The 19,287-nt window shown below is 39.5% G+C and carries 19 protein-coding genes and 2 pseudogenes; 3 read left to right on the top strand and 18 right to left on the bottom strand.

The features are described 5' to 3' along the window. Window positions 1–104: 104 nt before the first annotated feature. The 8 genes and pseudogenes from LIT25_06400 to LIT25_06365 form a co-directional block, all read right to left on the bottom strand. Window positions 105–1,028 carry a Ger(x)C family spore germination protein gene (locus LIT25_06400; protein USK34969.1) on the bottom strand — a complete coding sequence of 308 codons (924 nt, stop codon included), beginning with the start codon at window positions 1,026–1,028 and terminating at the stop codon, window positions 105–107. Further along, window positions 1,025–2,117: pseudogene (locus LIT25_06395) on the bottom strand (spore germination protein). Before LIT25_06395 ends, LIT25_06400 begins: the two are co-directional and overlap by 4 nt. Before the next feature lie 13 nt (window positions 2,118–2,130). Beyond that, on the bottom strand, window positions 2,131–3,651 hold the full coding sequence (locus LIT25_06390; protein ID USK34968.1) for a spore germination protein: 1,521 nt from the start codon (window positions 3,649–3,651) through the stop codon (window positions 2,131–2,133). 159 nt (window positions 3,652–3,810) lie between these two features. Further along, a pseudogene (locus LIT25_06385) lies at window positions 3,811–4,616 on the bottom strand (DUF1206 domain-containing protein). Window positions 4,617–4,826: 210 nt separating this feature from the next. After that, window positions 4,827–5,477, bottom strand: coding sequence for an amino acid ABC transporter permease (locus LIT25_06380; GenBank protein ID USK34967.1), 651 nt, complete (start codon window positions 5,475–5,477; stop codon window positions 4,827–4,829). 13 nt (window positions 5,478–5,490) lie between these two features. Next, window positions 5,491–6,144 carry an amino acid ABC transporter permease gene (locus tag LIT25_06375; GenBank protein ID USK34966.1) on the bottom strand — a complete coding sequence of 218 codons (654 nt, stop codon included), beginning with the start codon at window positions 6,142–6,144 and terminating at the stop codon, window positions 5,491–5,493. Between the two features lie 62 nt (window positions 6,145–6,206). Beyond that, on the bottom strand, window positions 6,207–7,019 hold the full coding sequence (locus tag LIT25_06370) for a transporter substrate-binding domain-containing protein (protein USK34965.1): 813 nt from the start codon (window positions 7,017–7,019) through the stop codon (window positions 6,207–6,209). Window positions 7,020–7,041: 22 nt separating this feature from the next. Then, the gene (locus LIT25_06365; GenBank protein USK34964.1) at window positions 7,042–7,770 is read right to left on the bottom strand and encodes an amino acid ABC transporter ATP-binding protein; all 729 of its coding nucleotides are present in this window, start codon (window positions 7,768–7,770) and stop codon (window positions 7,042–7,044) included. A 383-nt stretch (window positions 7,771–8,153) separates the two neighbouring features. On the opposite strand from LIT25_06365, the gene LIT25_06360 reads away from it, so the two are divergent. Continuing rightward, window positions 8,154–8,357, top strand: coding sequence for a hypothetical protein (locus tag LIT25_06360; GenBank protein USK34963.1), 204 nt, complete (start codon window positions 8,154–8,156; stop codon window positions 8,355–8,357). Here the strand turns inward: LIT25_06360 and LIT25_06355 are convergent. The 5 genes from LIT25_06355 to LIT25_06335 all read right to left on the bottom strand — a co-directional run bounded on the left by LIT25_06355 (window position 8,354) and on the right by LIT25_06335 (window position 11,332). Continuing rightward, a complete protein-coding gene (locus LIT25_06355; GenBank protein USK34962.1) occupies window positions 8,354–8,932 on the bottom strand; it encodes a YdcF family protein in 579 nt (192 codons plus the stop codon). The genes LIT25_06360 and LIT25_06355 overlap by 4 nt on opposite strands. A 264-nt stretch (window positions 8,933–9,196) precedes the next feature. Then, on the bottom strand, window positions 9,197–9,982 hold the full coding sequence (locus LIT25_06350) for a TerC family protein (GenBank protein USK34961.1): 786 nt from the start codon (window positions 9,980–9,982) through the stop codon (window positions 9,197–9,199). A 4-nt stretch (window positions 9,983–9,986) separates the two neighbouring features. Then, window positions 9,987–10,379 carry a sporulation protein gene (locus tag LIT25_06345; protein ID USK34960.1) on the bottom strand — a complete coding sequence of 131 codons (393 nt, stop codon included), beginning with the start codon at window positions 10,377–10,379 and terminating at the stop codon, window positions 9,987–9,989. A gap of 15 nt (window positions 10,380–10,394) precedes the next feature. Then, a complete protein-coding gene (locus LIT25_06340) occupies window positions 10,395–10,523 on the bottom strand; it encodes an FbpB family small basic protein (GenBank protein USK34959.1) in 129 nt (42 codons plus the stop codon). A 290-nt stretch (window positions 10,524–10,813) separates the two neighbouring features. Beyond that, on the bottom strand, window positions 10,814–11,332 hold the full coding sequence (locus LIT25_06335; protein ID USK34958.1) for an N-acetyltransferase: 519 nt from the start codon (window positions 11,330–11,332) through the stop codon (window positions 10,814–10,816). A gap of 142 nt (window positions 11,333–11,474) precedes the next feature. Between LIT25_06335 and LIT25_06330 the strand changes: the two genes are divergently transcribed. Further along, window positions 11,475–11,867: a DUF948 domain-containing protein gene (locus LIT25_06330; protein USK34957.1), complete on the top strand. Its 393-nt coding sequence runs from the start codon at window positions 11,475–11,477 to the stop codon at window positions 11,865–11,867. Between the two features lie 299 nt (window positions 11,868–12,166). Here the strand turns inward: LIT25_06330 and LIT25_06325 are convergent, their stop codons facing one another. After that, a complete protein-coding gene (locus LIT25_06325; protein ID USK34956.1) occupies window positions 12,167–13,633 on the bottom strand; it encodes a phospholipase D family protein in 1,467 nt (488 codons plus the stop codon). 114 nt (window positions 13,634–13,747) lie between these two features. Beyond that, window positions 13,748–13,957, bottom strand: coding sequence for a hypothetical protein (locus tag LIT25_06320; GenBank protein ID USK34955.1), 210 nt, complete (start codon window positions 13,955–13,957; stop codon window positions 13,748–13,750). Window positions 13,958–14,282: 325 nt separating this feature from the next. On the opposite strand from LIT25_06320, the gene LIT25_06315 reads away from it, so the two are divergent. Continuing rightward, window positions 14,283–14,963 (top strand): response regulator transcription factor, encoded by a 681-nt coding sequence (locus LIT25_06315; GenBank protein ID USK34954.1) that lies wholly within the window; start codon window positions 14,283–14,285, stop codon window positions 14,961–14,963. Window positions 14,964–15,610: 647 nt separating this feature from the next. On the opposite strand, the gene LIT25_06310 is transcribed toward LIT25_06315, so the two are convergent. The 3 genes from LIT25_06310 to LIT25_06300 form a co-directional block, all read right to left on the bottom strand. Next, window positions 15,611–16,810: a phosphoglycerate dehydrogenase gene (locus tag LIT25_06310; protein ID USK34953.1), complete on the bottom strand. Its 1,200-nt coding sequence runs from the start codon at window positions 16,808–16,810 to the stop codon at window positions 15,611–15,613. Between the two features lie 286 nt (window positions 16,811–17,096). After that, entirely contained in the window at window positions 17,097–18,011 is a 915-nt protein-coding gene (locus tag LIT25_06305; protein ID USK34952.1) for a response regulator, read from the bottom strand. Then, window positions 18,008–19,249 carry a sensor histidine kinase gene (locus LIT25_06300; protein ID USK34951.1) on the bottom strand — a complete coding sequence of 414 codons (1,242 nt, stop codon included), beginning with the start codon at window positions 19,247–19,249 and terminating at the stop codon, window positions 18,008–18,010. Before LIT25_06300 ends, LIT25_06305 begins: the two co-directional genes overlap by 4 nt. Between the last annotated feature and the right edge of the window lie 38 nt (window positions 19,250–19,287).

The raw sequence follows: 19,287 nt of genomic DNA, 5'->3' as shown, positions 1-19,287 counted from the left end.
TTTTCCTCATTCCATAATCCCTGCCTGAATCAGACGAACTGCTGCGTCTACCTCAAATTGAACAGAGCCATATTGCTTCTTCCAATCTTTGTAGCCAGCTTGTCTTAGCTCTTCGCCAGAGCTTCTTTTTCCAGCATTTTTTCTGTTTTCTTTTCAATTTTTTTTATAAACTTCTTTTGGGTAAGATCTAATCCTCCGCCTTCCATGACACTTCCATCCATTTTTATGCTGACATTGAATTTATACCCGTTTATTGTTTTTTTAGGTTTGAACTTTGTGTTGGAGGAAAGATTTTGAATGCTGACCTCCTTGTCTTCTTTTAAATCGATTTCAATGATTCCTTTGCGGATTTTTTCATATAGGACTTTTAAAATATATCCTTCTTTCAGATCTATGGTATCGATTAAGTGATCATCGTTAAAAAGAGCAACCCCAGAGACTTGAATAAGATCATCCTTTTTTTCTATAAGAGGCAAAAAAGGGTCAAACCCAAGACCCCGGTACTGAAAAAGAAAATGATGCAGATTGATGCTTGGAATCGTCCTCTCCATATTTTGTGTGACGAGGTCAATAACAAATTGTGAAACAGATTCATGCTGTTCGACGTCTGCTGAAAGAATTTCGTTTGATTTTCCTTTTGATACAACTAAACTGATGTCTCTTCCTATATTTGGGTCTCTTTGCAGATTATCAACGTGATCACCAATTCCGCTTCTAGCCATTTCCTCATCAAATAGAATCACCCCTACCCTGCCTATTTCGATGGGTCTTGGAGATTGTGCCTGAATTTCCTGTCTTATATGCTTACTTGTCCGGCCTATAGCTGTTAATGCTACATTTTGCGGTTCCGATTGGATTCCTGGCGGAGTATAAGTCGCACCGGCAGTCAATTGGAATTCTCCATCACTAATATAATCATAGCCAATTGCCTGAATCAGCTGAACATCTTCTAGGACTTTTGAATCAGGAATACAGCTGCTTAAAAGACACATGCCTAGCAGGAGTGCGCATGCTTTGTACCCATTCATTTTTTATTCCTCACCTTCATAATGATGACCTGCAAAACAAACAGCAATGGGATATAGCCGTAAATCGTATAAAAACCTATCTCTGACATATTGGTATTGAGCAGATCAATCTGTTCTCTGTCTTTTAAAAAAACGGCAAAGATAAAAATGAATAAGCAGATAACCCGCAGTGCATTTCTTTGTGTCATCGCAAAAAGCCGGTGCATTCCCCTGCTTGCGCTCCATAGTCCAATACACATATTGGGCAAAACCACAAAGAACCAAATCGAAATTCCAACGTATTCAAACCGCTCAATAATGGTCAAGTCTACAATTTTCCATAGAGTAAGCGTCGCCCAAATTGTAGATTTCAGCTGATTCTGATCATAGTATGCAAATGAAACAAGAGCAGTTATCAAATAAAGAAACATGCTGAATAAAACAGCATAATGAGCCCATTTCTGGGACTTAGGCGGATCTTTTATAAACGGATAAAACATAAAAAGCACTTCAAACCCCAGATAATTAAGAGTCATTCCTTTTGTAGCGGACAGGAGCTCCTTTGAACGATAGATCAAAAACAGGAAGAAGGCTGCCAAAATAAGACTCTTTTATCGGAAAATATTTAACTAATAATAACGGCAATCCATAAATGACTCCAAGGAAAGCAATCCCGGTCACAATTCTGAATCCCCCTGTAACGTATGAATAACAAATCAGAATAATAATGGCGATGAATACCCAATGATAGACATCCGGAAAAACCCACACTTGGATAACTTCTACATACGTACGTATCAGCACAAGGACAAACATAGCGTAATAAATAATGAAATAAAAACTGATAAACCCGCCAATCCATTTTCCGAAAATCTGGTGATGGATGGCTACGATATCATTCTTTCCCCGGTTCAGGATTAAGTAAGATAACCAAATCAAAACAAGAATTATGATGCCGGATGTAATAATGGATATCCAGGAGCTGTGGCCGGCAGACTTTGCGATATACCTCTCAAATCCTAAGATCCCCACCCCTATTTGCATTTTGTGAATCAAATAAAATACAAAATAATTGGATACCTTTTTATCTTCTTTAGGCAATGGGAACATTGGATCACCTCCTTTACTCCTCGATATCCCGTTTCTCTTTTTTATGAGGCTTCGGCTGAAAACGATCAGGTGTGGCTGTTTTCATTTGCAGAGGCCGTTTATTTTGCATATACATCGGCAGTCTAAACAGCGAATCTTTTAAATCTATAAGCCTCAGAGGATAGACTGGTGCAAGATATGGCCTTCCCAGGGATGTTAGCTTAAGCAAATGCCCCAGAAAAAAAGCAAAACAAAAGGCAATCCCTATGAGACCAAAAAGCTTGGCGGCAAAAAGAAAAGGAAAACGGATTAAGCGGATGACGTTGCCCATTTGATAAACGGGAGTAGTAAAGGATGCAAGTGCTGCCAGTGCCACGATGATCAGCAGTACGTTGCTTGTAAGCCCTGCTTGAACAGCTGCTGTTCCTATTACAATCCCTCCTACGATACCGATTGTCTGACCAATCTTATTCGGCAATCTGGCTCCCGCTTCCCTCAGCAGCTCGATTGTCAGCTCAAGAATAATTGCCTCTAATATTGGCGGAAAAGGCACACCGCTTCTCGAAGCTACAAGAGGATTCAGCAGTTTTTGCGGAATCATTTCGTAATGATAGGTAAGAACCCCAACATACATGGCAGTAGAAATAACAGAAAAGAAAACCGCAAATAGCCGGACAAGCCTGAAAATGGAGGCAATCGGCCAGGATAAAAAATAATCCTCAAAAGCAGAAAAAAATTCTACCAGCGTTGTAGGACCAGTCAGTGCATGAGGGGAACCGTCAACTAAAACCGTAATTTTCCCTTCCGACAGAACACCGGCTACCCTGTCAGGCCGTTCTGTATCAATCATTTGGGGAAATGGCGAATTGTTATTATCTGATATAATCTGTGCAATCATTGAACTGTCCAGGATCGAGTCATAATCGATGTCTTTTATTCTTTTTACAACGGTATTTATGTTCTCGTCGTCCGCAGTACCTTTAATATATAAAACAGCAATTCTTGTTTTAGAAAGCCTGCCTACCCTAATCTCTTCTGCAATGAGTTCGGGGATCGGCAATCTTTTTCGAATTAAGTTCAGATTGGCATCCAGGGATTCAACAAAGGCTTCTTTTGGTCCAACAACACTGTATTCAACCTCAGGAAGGCTGACCTCTCTTTTCTCAAGGGAAATTGCAGGTAGCAAGAGCACTTCATTTATATTAGCTTTGGATTGAATGGCAATAAAACCGGACATTAATCTTTCCTGAATTTTGTCTACTTTGCTGATGATTTCTGTATTATCAATCGGCAGAACTTCCTGCAGTTCAAATAAACTCGTATTGCTCTGTCCTTCGGTTAAAAAAGGGAGAACATGCTTTTGTAAAACATTAATATCTATTAAAGTTTTATAGTAATGAATATAATAGGGACTGCTTTGTGAATAACGATAAGAGGTAAAGTCAGCTGACAGCTTGCATTGCTTCAGCAGATCCTCAAGCTTAGGGTCATCGTCTTTCATATCCGCTTTTTTCTGTTGTATATAGGATGGATTTTTCTTAAAAAAAGAAAACATAATCTCCCCCTCCTCTTGTTTGAGGATAGTTGATGCAAAAAAAACAAGACATTCTTAACACGCCTTGTTTGCTGCAAAATATGAAAGAATTAATAAATAGAACCTCAGCAGTCCTTTTTACTAATCAGCTGTTCTTTATCAAGTGTCCCAGGAGGCTGCTCAAGTTTTTCCGCCAAAGCTCATATGTTCATAGCGTCCGCGAATCACTACGTAAATGCCATAAAGCATCAGTCCCGCTGCAGCAATTCCAAGCAGACCGTAAGGCTTCGAAGCAAGTTCTGCAAGTGCCCCGTCAATTCCTTTTGATTGCTCAGGGATTGCCGTAATCGCTGTCTGAATAAAGAAATAACCGATCATTGCAAGAACAGCACCGCGGGCGATCAGGCCCATTTTCCCTGATTTTCTTGCAATTTTTCTCTCATGCTGATTCATTTCACTTACTCTGAACTTATTCATAAATCTCTCCGAATAACCATCGTAGAGTTCATAAAGTCCGTATCCAATAATGATAATGCCCACGAGTCCGATTATCCACTGTCCAAAAGGCTGAGCCAGTAACTTAGCAGAGATTGTTTTCTCAGATCCGCCTCCGGAACCTGCATGCATAGCGATGGAGATGGCTTTAAACGCGATTGCTCCATATATAATTGCACTTACTGCGTAGCCAGCTCTGGTCAACAAACCTTTTGCATCGTTCCTTTGTTCTCCGGATCTTTTATCACCTTTATAATTTCCCAAATCACATAACCAATTAAGCCAATGCCGATAAGCCAAAGAAGAACCTCTCCAAAGGGCTTGCCTGCAACCGTCTCAAACATTCCGCTTGTTCCTGTCATTTTGCCTCCAAGACCAAGCGCTGCCAAAAGAGCAAGAATCCCGATTAAAAAATAAACGGTGCCTTGTGCCATATATCCAAATCTTCCCAAACGTATGATCCAGGGCTTTGTTTCATGTTTTGCATGAATTGCTTTTTGCTAGGCATCTGCTTTTGCAGAATACTCCATATTTATCTCTCCATTAAATATAATGCCTGCTGAGTGTTTATTTCCCATTGAAGGTGAAAAAGAAACCTGGATTTCATAATTACAAGATATTGGATATTAACTGCTAACAAAAGCATGCAAAAAAACCTCAAAGCAGAGCTGCCTCTGCTTTGAGGTGAAATTCATAAAAGATTATGCACTTTTCAATTCCAGTCGGCGGGCCAGCAGCGAAAGCGAGTAATTCACTGCAAAATACATGAATGCAATCATGATAAAAATAGGGATGATATAAGTCGATTTTTGCCCATTAATAATTTGTGCATTGTGAGTCAGTTCTGGAAGCGCAATGACCACAGCAAGCGATGTATCTTTTAACAATGAAATGAATTGACTTACAATGGGCGGCACCATTCTGCGAAGCGCCTGCGGCATCACAATGTATCTTAAGGTTTGAACATATGTGAGTCCTGAAGAACGTCCTGCCTCAATCTGCCCTTTTTCAATGGACTTCAGTCCGCTTCGAATGACCTCTGATAACATGGCTGATTCAAACACGGTTAATGCAGCAATTGCAGATAAAGTAATCCCCAAATCAATTCCTATCTCAGGCAAGGCGAAATATGTAAAAAAGATAATTAATAATAGCGGTAAATTCCTGATCGTTTCGACAATTACAGCTAGTGCCTTTGATAGCACCGGAATTTCTGCATATCTTAATGTACCGACAATTCCGCCGATGATAAAGCTTAGGATAATTGAAATAAATGCTACTTTCAATGTGATATAGAACCCGTCAAGCAAAAACATGAGATGATCTGGGGTATATGCACCAGCAAAATCCATTTTTCACCCTCCTTTAGTTACTCTTTGCAAGGCGTTTCTCTAAATAACCCACGCCAATACTTAAAGGAATAGTAAGAATCAAATAAAACATGGCTACAAATATATATACATCAAAAACGACAAACGTATCAGACGAAATCAAATCTCCGTGATACATAATATCTAGTCCGGCTACGACACTAAGAATTGAGGAATTCTTTACTAGATTAATGAATTGGTTTCCAAGAGGCGGAATTACAATTTTAATAGCCTGAGGCAAAATAATTAATCTCATCGTCTGGTTATAAGTGAGACCTGATGATCTGGCTGCCTCCATTTGTCCTTTAGGAACGGCTAAAATCCCAGCCCTAATGGCTTCTGCGATAAAAGAGGCCGTATAAATGACAAGTGCAATGGTCCCGGCTGTAAACCCATCAAGCCTTAAACCGAGCGAAGGCAATCCGATATAAAAAAAGAACGCGATAATCAGCAATGGAATATTTCTGACGAATTCTACGTACACAGTTCCCAGCCAATTCAAAGGTTTTAGCGGAGCTATCCTAAGAACAGCAATAAGGGTTCCAAGCAAAAAGCTTCCAATCAAAGCAATTAAGCTTGCCATTACAGTGTTCTTAAACCCTTCTAGATACATGTCCATATTGTCGACAAGTATAGAGAAATCAAGCACATCTTTCACTCCTTTAACTAATCAGGATGAGCATCACTTGCTCATCCTGATTGAGGATCTGTTTAGTTGGATAAATCTTCTTTAATCCATTTTTTATAAATTTCATCATATTTGCCGCTTGATTTTAATTCTTCAAGTACAGCGTTGATCTCTTTCAGCAAATCTTCATTTCCTTTTTTAACGGCAATTCCATATGGCTCATCTGTGAACGGCTCGCCGACTACCTCATAGCTGCTGTCTTCAGCTGCCATTCCGTAGAGAATCGCATTGTCTGTTGTTAAAACGTCCCCTTGACCTGATTTCAAAGCTGTAAATGCTTCCGTGTAATTTTCGTATTCAAGCACCTCTGCATCAGGTGATTTCTCACGGATATTTTTTGTGGATGTTGATCCCTTAACTGCGAGAACTTTTGTACCTTTTTTTATATCATCTATACTCTTAATATCGCTGCCTTTTTTAACTAAAAGGGATTGTCCTGCTTCAAAATAAACGTCTGAGAAATCAACTTCTTTTTTACGCTCCTCTGTAATGGTCATCGTTGCGATAATCGCATCGATTTGACCGTTTTGAAGCATTGGCACACGTGTTTTAGAGGTAACTTCTTTAAATTCGATGTTCTTTTCATCACCAACGATTTGCTTTGCAATCTCTTTAGCTATATCAATGTCAAAGCCTTCAATCTCACCGCTGCCTGGGTCTTTAAGTCCAAATAGTCTTGTATCGTTTTTAACGCCAAAAACAATTTTCTCTTCCTTCTTAATAGCTTCAAGTGCATTTGCAGTTTCTTTTTCCTCCGATTTTCCACACGCTGCAAGAACGAGTACAGCAAGCATGGATACGAAAAGCAGCTTCAGCAAACTCTTTGATTTCAACATAAAATGTCCCCCTATTTTTATATTAATGATTTAAAATACGGCTGAGAAATAAGCGTGCCCTTTCTTCTTTAGGATTCGCATAAAACTCCTCCGGTACCGCCTCTTCTAAAATTTGACCTTGATCTATAAACACGATGCGGTCTGCAACTTCTCTGGCAAATCCCATTTCGTGGGTAACCACTACCATTGTCATGCCCTCTTTCGCCAAATTCTTCATGACATCCAATACCTCGCCAATCATTTCAGGATCAAGTGCTGAGGTTGGTTCATCAAATAGCATAATCTCAGGATTCATCGCGAGGCCTCTGGCAATCGCTACACGCTGCTGCTGTCCGCCTGAAAGCTGGGAAGGAAAAGAACCTGATTTATCGGGAATTCCAACCTTGTCTAAGTAATATAGCGCTGTTTTCTTCGCTTCTTCCTCTGATTTTCCAAGAACCTTGACTTGAGCAAGAGTAATGTTTTGAAGAACGGTTTTATGAGGATACAGGTGAAAATGCTGAAAGACCATGCCGATCTCCCGTCTTACTTTATTAATATCTGTTTTCTTGTCATTAACCGCAATGCCGTTAACCGTTAATGTACCTTCTGACACTGTTTCAAGCCGGTTGATGCAGCGGAGCATCGTGCTCTTACCGGATCCGGACGGACCAATAATCACGACCACTTCTCCCTTTTTTATCGTTAAATTAATGTTTTTTAAAACCTGGAAATCACCAAAATATTTGTTTACCTTGTCAAAAACAATCATGCTGCTCCCCCTTATCTCTGATTGCAGGCATTCATTCCAGCTGACTAGAACTTTTTAAATATAATATTCATCTCTAGAATTATACATTTTATAGAATCTAATAGTCAAACAATTTTGAGTTATTCATATATACTGAATATTGAAATATAAAATAAGAAAACGCACTGCTTCATTTGCAAGCAGTGAATTTTATTCCGCCCCTCATTTAATTGATTTGCATTCAATATTAAAATTTATCAGCGACTATTTTAAAAATGGCCAGCAAACCTTTCATTCAATGCATCCTTTAAGAAGCAGACACAGTCTGTTTTTTCCATTTACTGTACAAAAAGGTGCATTTCCTCGTATACTAGATAGAAATACATGACAAGGAGTGTTTAAGTATGAGTCAATCTAAGGCAAAAAAACAGCGATTAAAGAAATTGCGAGAAGGAGAAAGAAATCCGGAGGCTGGAAGAAGCCCATTTGTTTTTCAGGATTTGCGCACTAGACAAACAAAAACAAAAAAAGAGCAGCTATATAAGCAAAAATACAAGAACCATTTCCATGGAGACGGAAAAGATGGTTCTTTTTATTTTGCCTTTTAACGGCTCTTTACATAGTAATTTGTGATGGCTAAATATTCTCTTGTATATGATTTTAAGATAGCCATTTTTGGCGTTTTAGCTGCGAGCCCTTTGGCATCAAGACCAAGATCTTTTGCAGCCATGCATGAACGGTAGATGTGGAAATCATTTGTTACAATGAGACCTTTTTTCGCACTTGGAGGAAGCATTGCTTTTGAGAAGGTCAAATTTTCTATCGTACTTGTAGACTTTGATTCTTTTATTATACGGGATTCCTCTATTCCATGATCTTGCAGGATTCTGCTGATGGCCTCTGCTTCCGTTATTTCTTCGCCTTGCCCCTGTCCCCCTGAAGCAACCACAATCGTATTTGGATTTTCTATTAAATACTCTGCTGCTGCATCCGCGCGGTATTGCAGGGCAAGCGACGGAACCGTGCCATTTACCTTTGCACCGAGCACAATTAAATAATCAGCGTCTACAATCGGCTTTTCTGAACTGTACCTGTGGATGTTGTAATGTAAAAATCCAGTATAGATAAGGCCTATTCCCACCAGTGTGAAAAGAATCTTTCTAATTGGTAACTTTATTTTCATTCAGGTTCGTCCATTTCTTGTTTAATAGGTTATAGGTTCACTATAAACGATTTCTCATGGAAAAAACTAGTAATTTTTCGACTTTTTCAAGAATGCGATTTTCTTATAAGTCGTATTAATTGCTCTTTTTCTGGCTGCCTATAGTACAGGTTCTTTACTTAGAGGATCAGGACTCCAACTCGCCTGAATCCCGATTCAACACTCCGTCAAAGAAAAATCGGCATCCCCCTTGCCAGCTATGGCAAAAAAGATACCGATTCAATTTTATGCATTTTTCACTTGATCTACAGGTGTTATTGCCTTTTTCTCTTTTGATAAAAACCATCCCGCTAATGCGATTCCAACAAGGACAACATAGAATGTGATTTTCCAAAGAGGAGATTCAGCGAATCCTTCAGGCAATACAGCGAGCTCAGGGTGAGACAGCGTGTAAACCAAGAGCTTTACACCGACCCATCCCACGATTGCGAAGGCTGTGATTTCCAGGCCAGGCTTCTTATGAAGCAGCTCCACAAAGAAGTTTGCCGCAAATCGCATGATCACAAGTCCGATGATTCCTCCAGCAAAAATGACGAGAAACTTGCCCCCGTCCAAACCGCCAATCTGAGGCAGACTCGTATTTGGAAGGGTAACCGCAAGAGCTACGGCTGCAAGAATTGAATCAACTGCAAAGGCAATATCCGCAAGCTCTATTTTAAGCACTGTTGTCCAGAATCCGGACTTTTTCTTGTCGGCCGGTTTGGCTTCATCTTCTTTTTTCTTAAAAACAAGCTTTCTCAATATATGATTTGCTGCGATGAACAATAAGTAAAGAGCACCAATTGCCTGAACCTGCCATACATCAACGAGATAAGAAATGGCGAACAGGGATCCAAAGCGGAAAACAAACGCCCCTGCAAGACCGTAAAATAAGGCTTTCTTTCTTTGCTCTTCAGGAAGATGCTTCACCATGATGGCTAACACAAGGGCATTATCTGCTGCGAGCAGCCCTTCAATCACAATTAACAGGAGAAGAACCCAACCATATTCCATTAACATTGTCATTTCCATCTAATTAGTCCTCCTTTATCGTAATAAAATCCTGATCCTTACTGATTACACCTTCATCAAAAACAAGTCTTGTATTAAAGTAATACGACCTCTCTTCAGTGGAAGCCGCTAAATCTTCAGGCAATCGGAAAATAAAATCGATCCGGTTCTGTTCATCTGACTCAATTTGTTTCGACGTTAAGATATTGGCTGTTTCTATAACCTTTTCAGTTCGTGATGTCAAATCTGCCATAACTAAATCACAATCAATCCGTTTCAGCTGCTGCTCAATGACACCGCCTCTAATTAAAAAATAACCGTTTATGCATTCTCCCGGCTGAAACTCTTCCTTTGGAAGAATAAGATCAATCTGCGCTGAGCCTATTCCTAAAATCGACATATATTTTCTGAGTATCATTGGACATGCCTCCCTTTATGAATTTCCTTTTGAATATTTATCATCTATGCGTATTTCAATTTTTTCGAGCTGGCGTTTATCTTTAAGCAGCTCCTCTTTGTTTTCTCTAATAAGCTTTTCAATTGAACCTCTGACTTTTTTCATTTTTTCCATCTCACCTTCCATGACATTTTTTCGAATAAAAAACCTTTGCCTGTGATCCGGCAAAGGTTTTATCTGAAAAATAATAAAAGACCTTTACCGTTATAGGTAAAGGTCTTGCTAACAACGTTATGGTTGCCAATAGGGCCGGAAGCAAATGCTTCGAAATGACGACTCTATTGTAAAAGCTACTCCCCTTTAGGAGAACTATTCGATTTGTATACTCTTATCTTAAAGGTAATCTGAATTTATGTCAACACTAAATAATGATAATTTTGAAAATCAGGACAAGATCACACATTCATAAAAGCAGGCGGATACTTGACAACACCTGATGCTTCATCAAGCGCACCCGGCTTTAACTCAGTCAGCATAAACACCTCATCCAAAACCTCAAACGGCGGCTTAATTCCTTTGCTGCTTGCAGGAACAAAACCAAACTTAGGATAAAACTCCGGATGTCCAAGAACGATGACTGAATAATAACCCAGTTCTCTGCAGTGTTTCAGTCCTGCATGTACCAGCAGAGAACCTACGCCCTCTTTCTGAAACCCTGGTTTAACCGCCATAGGTGCAAGGGCTAGTGAAGGCACCTCCCCGTTTTCCGTTTCGATGATTATTTTACTGAACAAAATATGTCCAATGACTTCTCCTTCTTCGTTCTCGGCAACTAATGACAGCTCTGGCACAAAGGACTCAGATTGTCTTATTTCATGAATTAAATTTGCTTCATTTTCCTGACCGAATGCTGCATCATTCACTTCTTTTATTGCAGCAATGTCAGCAGCTGTTTCTTTTCTGATCGTGAACATCTGTTCATCCCTTTCTGTCACTCATGCTCTTTGTCTATACCACCAATAGTTTACCGTAATTGCCCATTAAATTTCTATCTATTAAATATAGGAATGTACGCTCCCGGAAAAACATAAAGTGAAAGTAAAAAGGAGTGAAAAAATGCTTATAAAATTGAGTGTAGCAGGAGCATCAGGCGCATTTATTTTTCTTGCAGTCAATCTGGTCGGGACATTAAAAAAAGGGATGGTCACACTTGATGAAACAAACAAGACGCTTGCTGAAGTCAGAAATGCGGTAAATGGCCTGACCGAAGAAGCAGAGCAGCTGATACATACAGCTAACCAGATTACCGTTGATGTAAAAGGGAAAATTAAAACCGTCGATCCGCTGCTTGAATCCGCACAGGATGTGGGAGAAATGATTCATAATGTAACAAGCTCGATTAAACAGGTTGGTGCCGTCTTTGGCGGAAAACGGCCCCCGCGCACCGAAATTTCAGTAAATGAACCTCCAGTCCGAATTAAGGGGCCTGTTCACATTAATGTAAAGTGAAAAAAAGAGCGATTTGCTGACGGCAGATCGTTCTTTTTCTGCATTACTTTCCATAATGAAGATTTTACTTTCCAGTTTGTGGCCAATACTTGCCACTATGCATAAAATACTTTCTTCTTTATCAAAAATATTATCATTTTCCCAAATAAATCTAATAAAAGTCAAAAAAATCAAATACAACGGTTTCAGTTTAGGTAAATTACGGTATTAAATCTAAGTCTTTACTTACATAACTTTACTACGGCCAAACTTATAAAGTGTATTAAAAGCAAAACGGCAGCTCACAGGCTGCCGTTTTGTTAAAAGCTTGAGATGCCGCTCCACTCCTGAAAGCGATATAGGAACCGGAGTCCAAACGAATCATCTGCAAAGACCTCATAATTTTCTGTATAAGTACCTGACTCGTTAGTCCAGATCGTATGGAAATACTCTTCGATATCTGCCATCATACCAGTGCCCTCAGGACCCGTTATCTTTAAATCCGTTTCAAGGTTAAAATCACCCAGATTCCGCTTTGTGAAATTTGCGGAGCCTCCAATCACTGTTGCCTCTTGATCTCTCTCAAAAAAGACCAGTTTTGTATGATACTGCTCCCCATTTGTTTTGTACCATCGCACTTTAATCTTTTGATCAGATTCCATAACCAGTTCATGAGCAACAGGTCTGTTTGGGACACCATTCTTTTCGCGTCCGAATGCATCTTTGTTGGCATCCAGGATCAGCTTCACATCAGCCCCTCTTTTTGATGCTGCAAGCAGTTCTCCTACAATGTCGCGGTCTGATAAATAAAACGCTCCTACCGTAATTTTCTCTTGCTTCTGAGTCTTTTTTAGTTCATCAAGCAGATGTTTTTTAATTTTACCTTCTGTCAAAAGCTGAACATCATACTCACCGGATTCTGCCTGTTTGAAAACAGCTGCGCTTTCGGCAATCTCTATCTCTGCCCCTGAAAGGTCCGCTACGGCTTTTTCTGTTTGAACAAGTTCCCTCAATATGTCACCTTTGACGAGAAATGCAATGTTGGAATGCAGCGAGCTGCCGTCATGCGGATTGGCAGAAGTAACAAGTCCCTCTTTCTCGTTCACCACTACTTTTCGGTGATTGGCTTTAAAGTTCAGAAGATCCAGATATGATCTCAGCGTGACATCCGGAGAGTCCGGGCTGAAGGCATTTGGAATCCAGCCGCTGCCAGACGTTCCAAACCATTGAAGAAACGTCCGGTACCCGCCTGAATAAAAAGGATTGGAGTCTCTCAGCGGCTTCAAATCCGTAAACACAACCTGGATCCCCTGTTCCTTCAGTTTTTCTGCAATTTCAGACGGATATGATCCGTAAAAGGTATTTATGCGGTCTGTAATAACAGTTATTTCAACTTCTTTGTCCTGCTGTTTTTTTTCTATTAAAGCCTCCATTAAACTCCTTGATAAAGCAGGATAGCTCGCGGAACGGTCATATTCATCGTTAAAGAGGAACATATCCATCAGGATAAAATCGTCAGCTTCGTCAATCATGGTTTCAATCTGATTAAAAATAACCTGATCATGTTTGATGCTATCTCCATTTTCAAAGGTAAGATCATATAAAAATTCTACCTGACCGGAAGAATGAATGTCCCCTTCATGCGAGATCCCTGCGGGAAGCGGCTTTGAATAATGATAAACAGCGATACATGCACTAAGCAGCATCAAGAACAGGACAGCTCCAAGAAAAAGCTCTCTCTTTCGTTTTTTCATAATGACTGGTTCTGTAACATTTGGTTTTGTCATGGTGTAACCCCTTTTTACTGAATATATGGCTAAATAAGTATATTCTCTAAAAGTTGAAGTTACCCTTCTAAAAAAGTAAAACCGATTTGTATCGTCAGATCGGTTCTAAAAAAATTATTTTACGGCTGCGAGTTCAGAAGGCTCTGATTCCTGGCCATAAGCATCAATTGCGGTTACGTAATAAATGTGATCTGCTGCATTTTCATCAGTAAAGCTCTTTCTTTCATGCGATGAAATGCTTCCGGCTTTTTTAAACTTACTTCCTATTTTATCTCCTTGTAAATTCGGTAACCCATTATTTTTTCCTTCCGTACAGCGTGCCATGTAACAAATGTCCCGGTCACCTCTACATTTTCTGGTGAGGCAGGAGGTGCTTCCTGTTTAATCTCCTTTTCTTTTTTCAACTCAGCAAACACGACGAGTCTTTCTTCATGAGTTCCAGCTGAACGGTTAAATGTGCCCGAGCACGTAATCAGATTTAAATACTGGCCTTCTGCAGTCTGGAAAATTTCATCAATAGGAGCTGATGCCCGAGGAATAACGGTGCCTATTTTCATATGGATCACTTTTTTTGTCTATTTTCTTTTTTTCCTATAAAATGACTTGAGAGAATTGATTTAAAATGATGAAAACAGCGGGGGAACTCTGTGTGAATGAACCGACGATATTGATAATAGATGATGAAGAAGCCATGAGATCATTGATTAAGACTTTTTTACATAAAGATGGATACGCGGTATTGGAAGCTTCTAATGGTCTGGAAGGCCTTGAATTTATTTCAAAGAAAGAACCTGATCTTATCCTTGTAGATGTGATGATGCCTTTTATGGATGGATTTGTTTTTGCAGAAGAATTGAAGAAATCTTATAACATCCCTCTCATCTTTTTAACTGCCAAAGGAGAAGAATGGGATAAAATTCATGGTCTTAAGCTTGGAGGGGATGATTATATTGTTAAACCTTTCCATCCCGGGGAGCTGCTTGCACGGATTGAATCCGTGTTAAGAAGAGCCAATTACTCAACCAAGCAGAACACAGAATTATCTATAGGTCCGCTCGTTCTGGATTCCATGGCCTTTCGTGCCTGCATACATGGTATGCCGCTTTCCTTAACACTAAAAGAATTTGAGATGCTGTCACTTCTCGCAAAAAATAAAGGGACTGTTTTTTCCCGTGATCAGCTTCTGCAGTCTGTTTGGGGAGATGATTATAAAGGCACCGGCAGGACGGTCGATACTCATATTAAAACCCTGCGGCTAAAATTAAAGGATGAGGCAAAGCTGATTCAGACTGTATGGAGTGTAGGCTATAAGTTTGAAGCAGAGAATTGAGCATCAGCAAAAAGCAAACCACCGATTGATATAACGGATAACGCCTACTTTAGGTTTTTGGGGGAATCATAGTGGGCGGTTGATTACTCGGAACTCGCTTACTACAAGGTTTGGGGAATCATTGAAGGCGGCTGATTCTTATGATACGGTTCTCCGTACCAGTTTAACTGGCGGGTTTCTATGCCATGCAGAGTCTAGTTCCTTAAATAGACTATATAAACTTGTTAATGATTAACTATAGCGTTTCATTTATTCAACAAAGAATCGAGGTAAGGGACAGGCTTGTCCCATTATCCCTGCCAATATCCCAAATCATTACTATTCCATAATTCATTAAATGTATCGTTTATTGATGAAGCAAAATCCGAATCCTTAACAGTTAGTTAATTGAACCTGTTACAACATTTTCTTAGAAAACAAAAAAGGTGATACAGAAACTTGTATCACCATTAATTATATTAAAAACACCTCTATTTATGATAATGTTTACCGAAACCTTTATTGCAATTGGAGTAAGTAGAATTCGGAAACTAGAATTTTCCCCTCTATCTGCCCTTTAAATTCAGGGTTTTTACTTTTTTTAAAAGAAAAAAGTGCACGAACCCCTATCATATAAGAGATTTATCTTGTCTTTCGCAAAGCAGTCTTTAGATAATACGTGCTGTAACAATGCCTTCAATCTTGTAGATTTTTTCCTCCAAACGGGGAATGATATCGCTCGTTACATTATTATCAATGTCAATCATTGTATAGGCATATTCCCCACGACTTCTGTTCACCATATCTGCGATGTTTAAATCATAGCTTGAGATGGCTGAGGTAATCTTACCAACCATGCCAGGAACGTTTTGATGGAAAGCTGCTACACGTTGCTTACCTGTATATGGAAGGCAAACATTTGGAAAATTCACAGAGTTTTTTATGTTTCCTGTCTGCAGGAAATCCCTTATCTGGCGACCCGCCATAATCGCACAATTTTCCTCAGATTCTTTTGTTGAGGCACCAAGATGTGGTATAGACACAGTATTTTTCATTTTCAATACATTTTCATTTGGAAAGTCTGTAATATATTTACCCACTATCCCGCATTCAAGTGCAACCTTCATATCCGTTTCATCCACAAGCTCCCCACGCGAGAAATTCAAAATATGAACACCTGGTTTCATAATGCTAAATGTTGCTTGGTTAAACATTCTTCTTGTATCCTCAGTTAATGGTGTGTGTACTGTAATATAATCAGCGCTTGCAAACAACTCCTCAATGGTTAAAGCACGTTTGACATTACGCGATAAATTCCATGCTGTATCAACAGAGATAAACGGGTCAAATCCAATCACATCCATGTCTAAAGCAACCGCATCGTTCGCAACAAATGCACCAATTGCACCTAATCCAATTACACCAAGAGTCTTACCCTTAATTTCTTTCCCTACAAATTGTTTTTTTCCTGCTTCCACAAGCTTTGGAACTTGTTTCCCTTCACCTTCTAAGGTCTTTGTCCATGAAACACCGTCAAAAAGGTTTCGTGATGAAGCCATTAATAAGGTTAAAACAATCTCTTTTACAGCATTAGCATTAGCACCAGGAGTATTAAAAACCACTATTCCTTGCTCTGTACATTTGTCGACAGGAATATTATTGACACCTGCCCCGGCCCGTGCGATTGCTTTTACATTATTTCCGAATTCCATTGAATGCATATTGAAGCTGCGAACAATAATCGCATCAGGATTTTCACAGTCATTATCGACCGTAAAGGTATCCATATGAAATACATTTAAACCTCCTTCTGCAATATTATTTAATGTTTTAATTTTTTTCACTTGGTCTAAAGTTATTGGGCTCATTTTTTTTCTCCTTTTTTTTATTATAATTTTTCTAATAAACAAAAAGAGGTAAGGGATACATCCCTTACCTTTGCCCAGGCGAACGGCTACGACACTATGTGCTCCCTCGCGGTTATCCGCGTTTCGCCAGTCACACACAGTCTTTTCATTTCTTCCATTCTATCAATTTCTTTACCAGCCTTCAACCTCAAAAATGTTCTCATTTAGATTTACTTACCGAGCTTCATACAACATGACTGCAGCACTTTTTATAATCCCTGCAATTTGCAAGAAACAAATTTATTTGCTAATCCACCAACTGCTGTGCTTCTATATAGAGCGATTGAATGAATTTTTTCATATTGATTCGGCTTTGATTGGTGCTTCGTTCACTTTTGTCTTCAAGCTCCAGCATTTTCTTTCGGACTTCCGAGAAATCGAAAAATGTGGATGAATACCCTTCGAATTTTGGATTCGTGTAATCTGTTAACCCTAATGAGGCAATATAGTTGAGCGCCTGGTAAATAGCTCTGCGAACCCGTTGTTCGGAGGCTTTCATTTCTTTTTGTATTTCCGCCTCGGCAGCCTGTTTTCCAAGCTTTTTTTGGGCATTTCCATAAAATATTTCTTTTAGAGGCGGAAAGATGGAGGATCCGAACTTTTGTTTATCATCCTGCAGGAATTCTAAAATTTTCATCAAGTCTTCACTTCCGCTTTCTCCGATCATCCCTAAATCCGAAATCAATGAACGGCCTGCTTCGATTATATTTTTTGTATGAGAAGAGCTGGATGGCGGAGACTGAAGACCTGTAAATAATGTTAACGATTCTTGAATGCCTCGAATTGATTTTTCCAGAATCACCCGCTCGTTTACCTTTTTTAACACTCCTGCTATTTCAAGGCGGTTTAACGGCTTTGTAATGTAGTATTCTGCTCCTAAACTATATGCTTCCCCTATGAGCTCCTTTGCCTCCATTTGAGAAATCATCACGAATTTCCCCTGGAATTCAGAAGCAAGAACACGAATTGTTTCAATTCCATCCCTCTTTGGCATCAGTAAATCCATGAGCACCACGTCCACTTTTTTGAGCGCAAGCTTTCCATTGTCCACCAATGATCCGTCTTCTGCTTCACCCACCACTTTGCCTAAATCTTCATCCTCAATCATGTCTGTCAGCATCGCTCTAATAGCTGGATCATCGTCTATAATGAAGTAATTCATATGACCTGTCCTTTCTGTATCATCGCATCAATCGGAAGCCCGATGACAAATATGGTTTCTTTATGACTATCTATTAGCTTAATATGTCCGCCTAGCTTGTCAACGGTTTGTTTCACATACGAAAGGCCAATGCCTGTAGAAGGATTGCCGGAAGAATCATATTTCGTTGTAAACCCTTCTTTAAAAATGACTTCTTTCAGCTTTTGCTCAATGCCTGGTCCATTATCACAGACCTGAAATTCTACCATCCGGTCTCTTCGAATGACATACAACGATACATGTCCCTCTTGTTCAATGGCTTCCAACGCATTTCCCATCAAGTTATTTATCAATGATAACACCATGTATACTTGATATGGCGGATGTTCCCCTTCCACATGCAGAGAAAACGAAACGTGTTTATTCAATAACTCCGCATACCTTCTATTTGAAACAAACATAATGTTACTCAGCTGCTCAATGCTCAAGTAGTCCTCTAGCTTTTCAGAGTCCATCAACTTTGATAGTCCAGCATAAATTCGCTGATTATCTTTTTTCATTTCATGCACGAGACCTGCAATTTGCAGTGCTGTTTGGGCCTCATTGCCATGAGAATCTCCCGATTTCAACCTACGATAAAAATCATAACATTTATGGGTGATTTCTTCTGCATTTTGCATCGTTTTCTTAAGCTGAACAGATTCCTCATACAAATTCGAAATGAACAGCAGCATTTGCTCTTTTTGTCTGCGTTGCTCTTCCTCTGCCAATTTTGCTTCTCTCAGTTTAATAATGTTAAAAAAACCAAGTACAAAAAAACTTCGAATAAACGCGATAAAGATAATTTGTTCGATTGAGTGAAATGAAATGGTCTGATCCGCTAACGAGGATCGAATCGCCATTTCCGACAAGCCTGCACAAAATTCAATGACCACGCCTAGTAATCCAATCATAAACGGCTTGTTATGCTGCTCATTCAGCTTTGTAATATGAAAGATGAAAGCGTACATGACGTAATAAAGGAATACCGGAAGATGACGGTAGATTGCCTCTTCAACCGGTATGTCACTGATGATGACCGAAAGCAAAAACCGAAACACAAACACACTTGTCCCAGTCAAAATCCCTGCAATATACGGGTGAATACCCCTGTTCCATAACAAAAATAAGAAAAATGCCGGTGTCCCGAGGCTGACGCGGAATGCATCATTGAACGGATAGAATTTAAACTCTCCGGCGAACGGTACGGCAATCATCATCAATAAAACTGCTATAATTCGTTCCTTCAGATTCGGAC

Source organism: Bacillus sp. F19 (genome assembly GCA_023823795.1).
Classification (GTDB): domain Bacteria; phylum Bacillota; class Bacilli; order Bacillales; family Bacillaceae; genus Bacillus_P.
The sequence above is the reverse complement of the archived record's forward strand: the minus strand, read 5'-3'. Positions and strand labels throughout refer to the sequence as shown.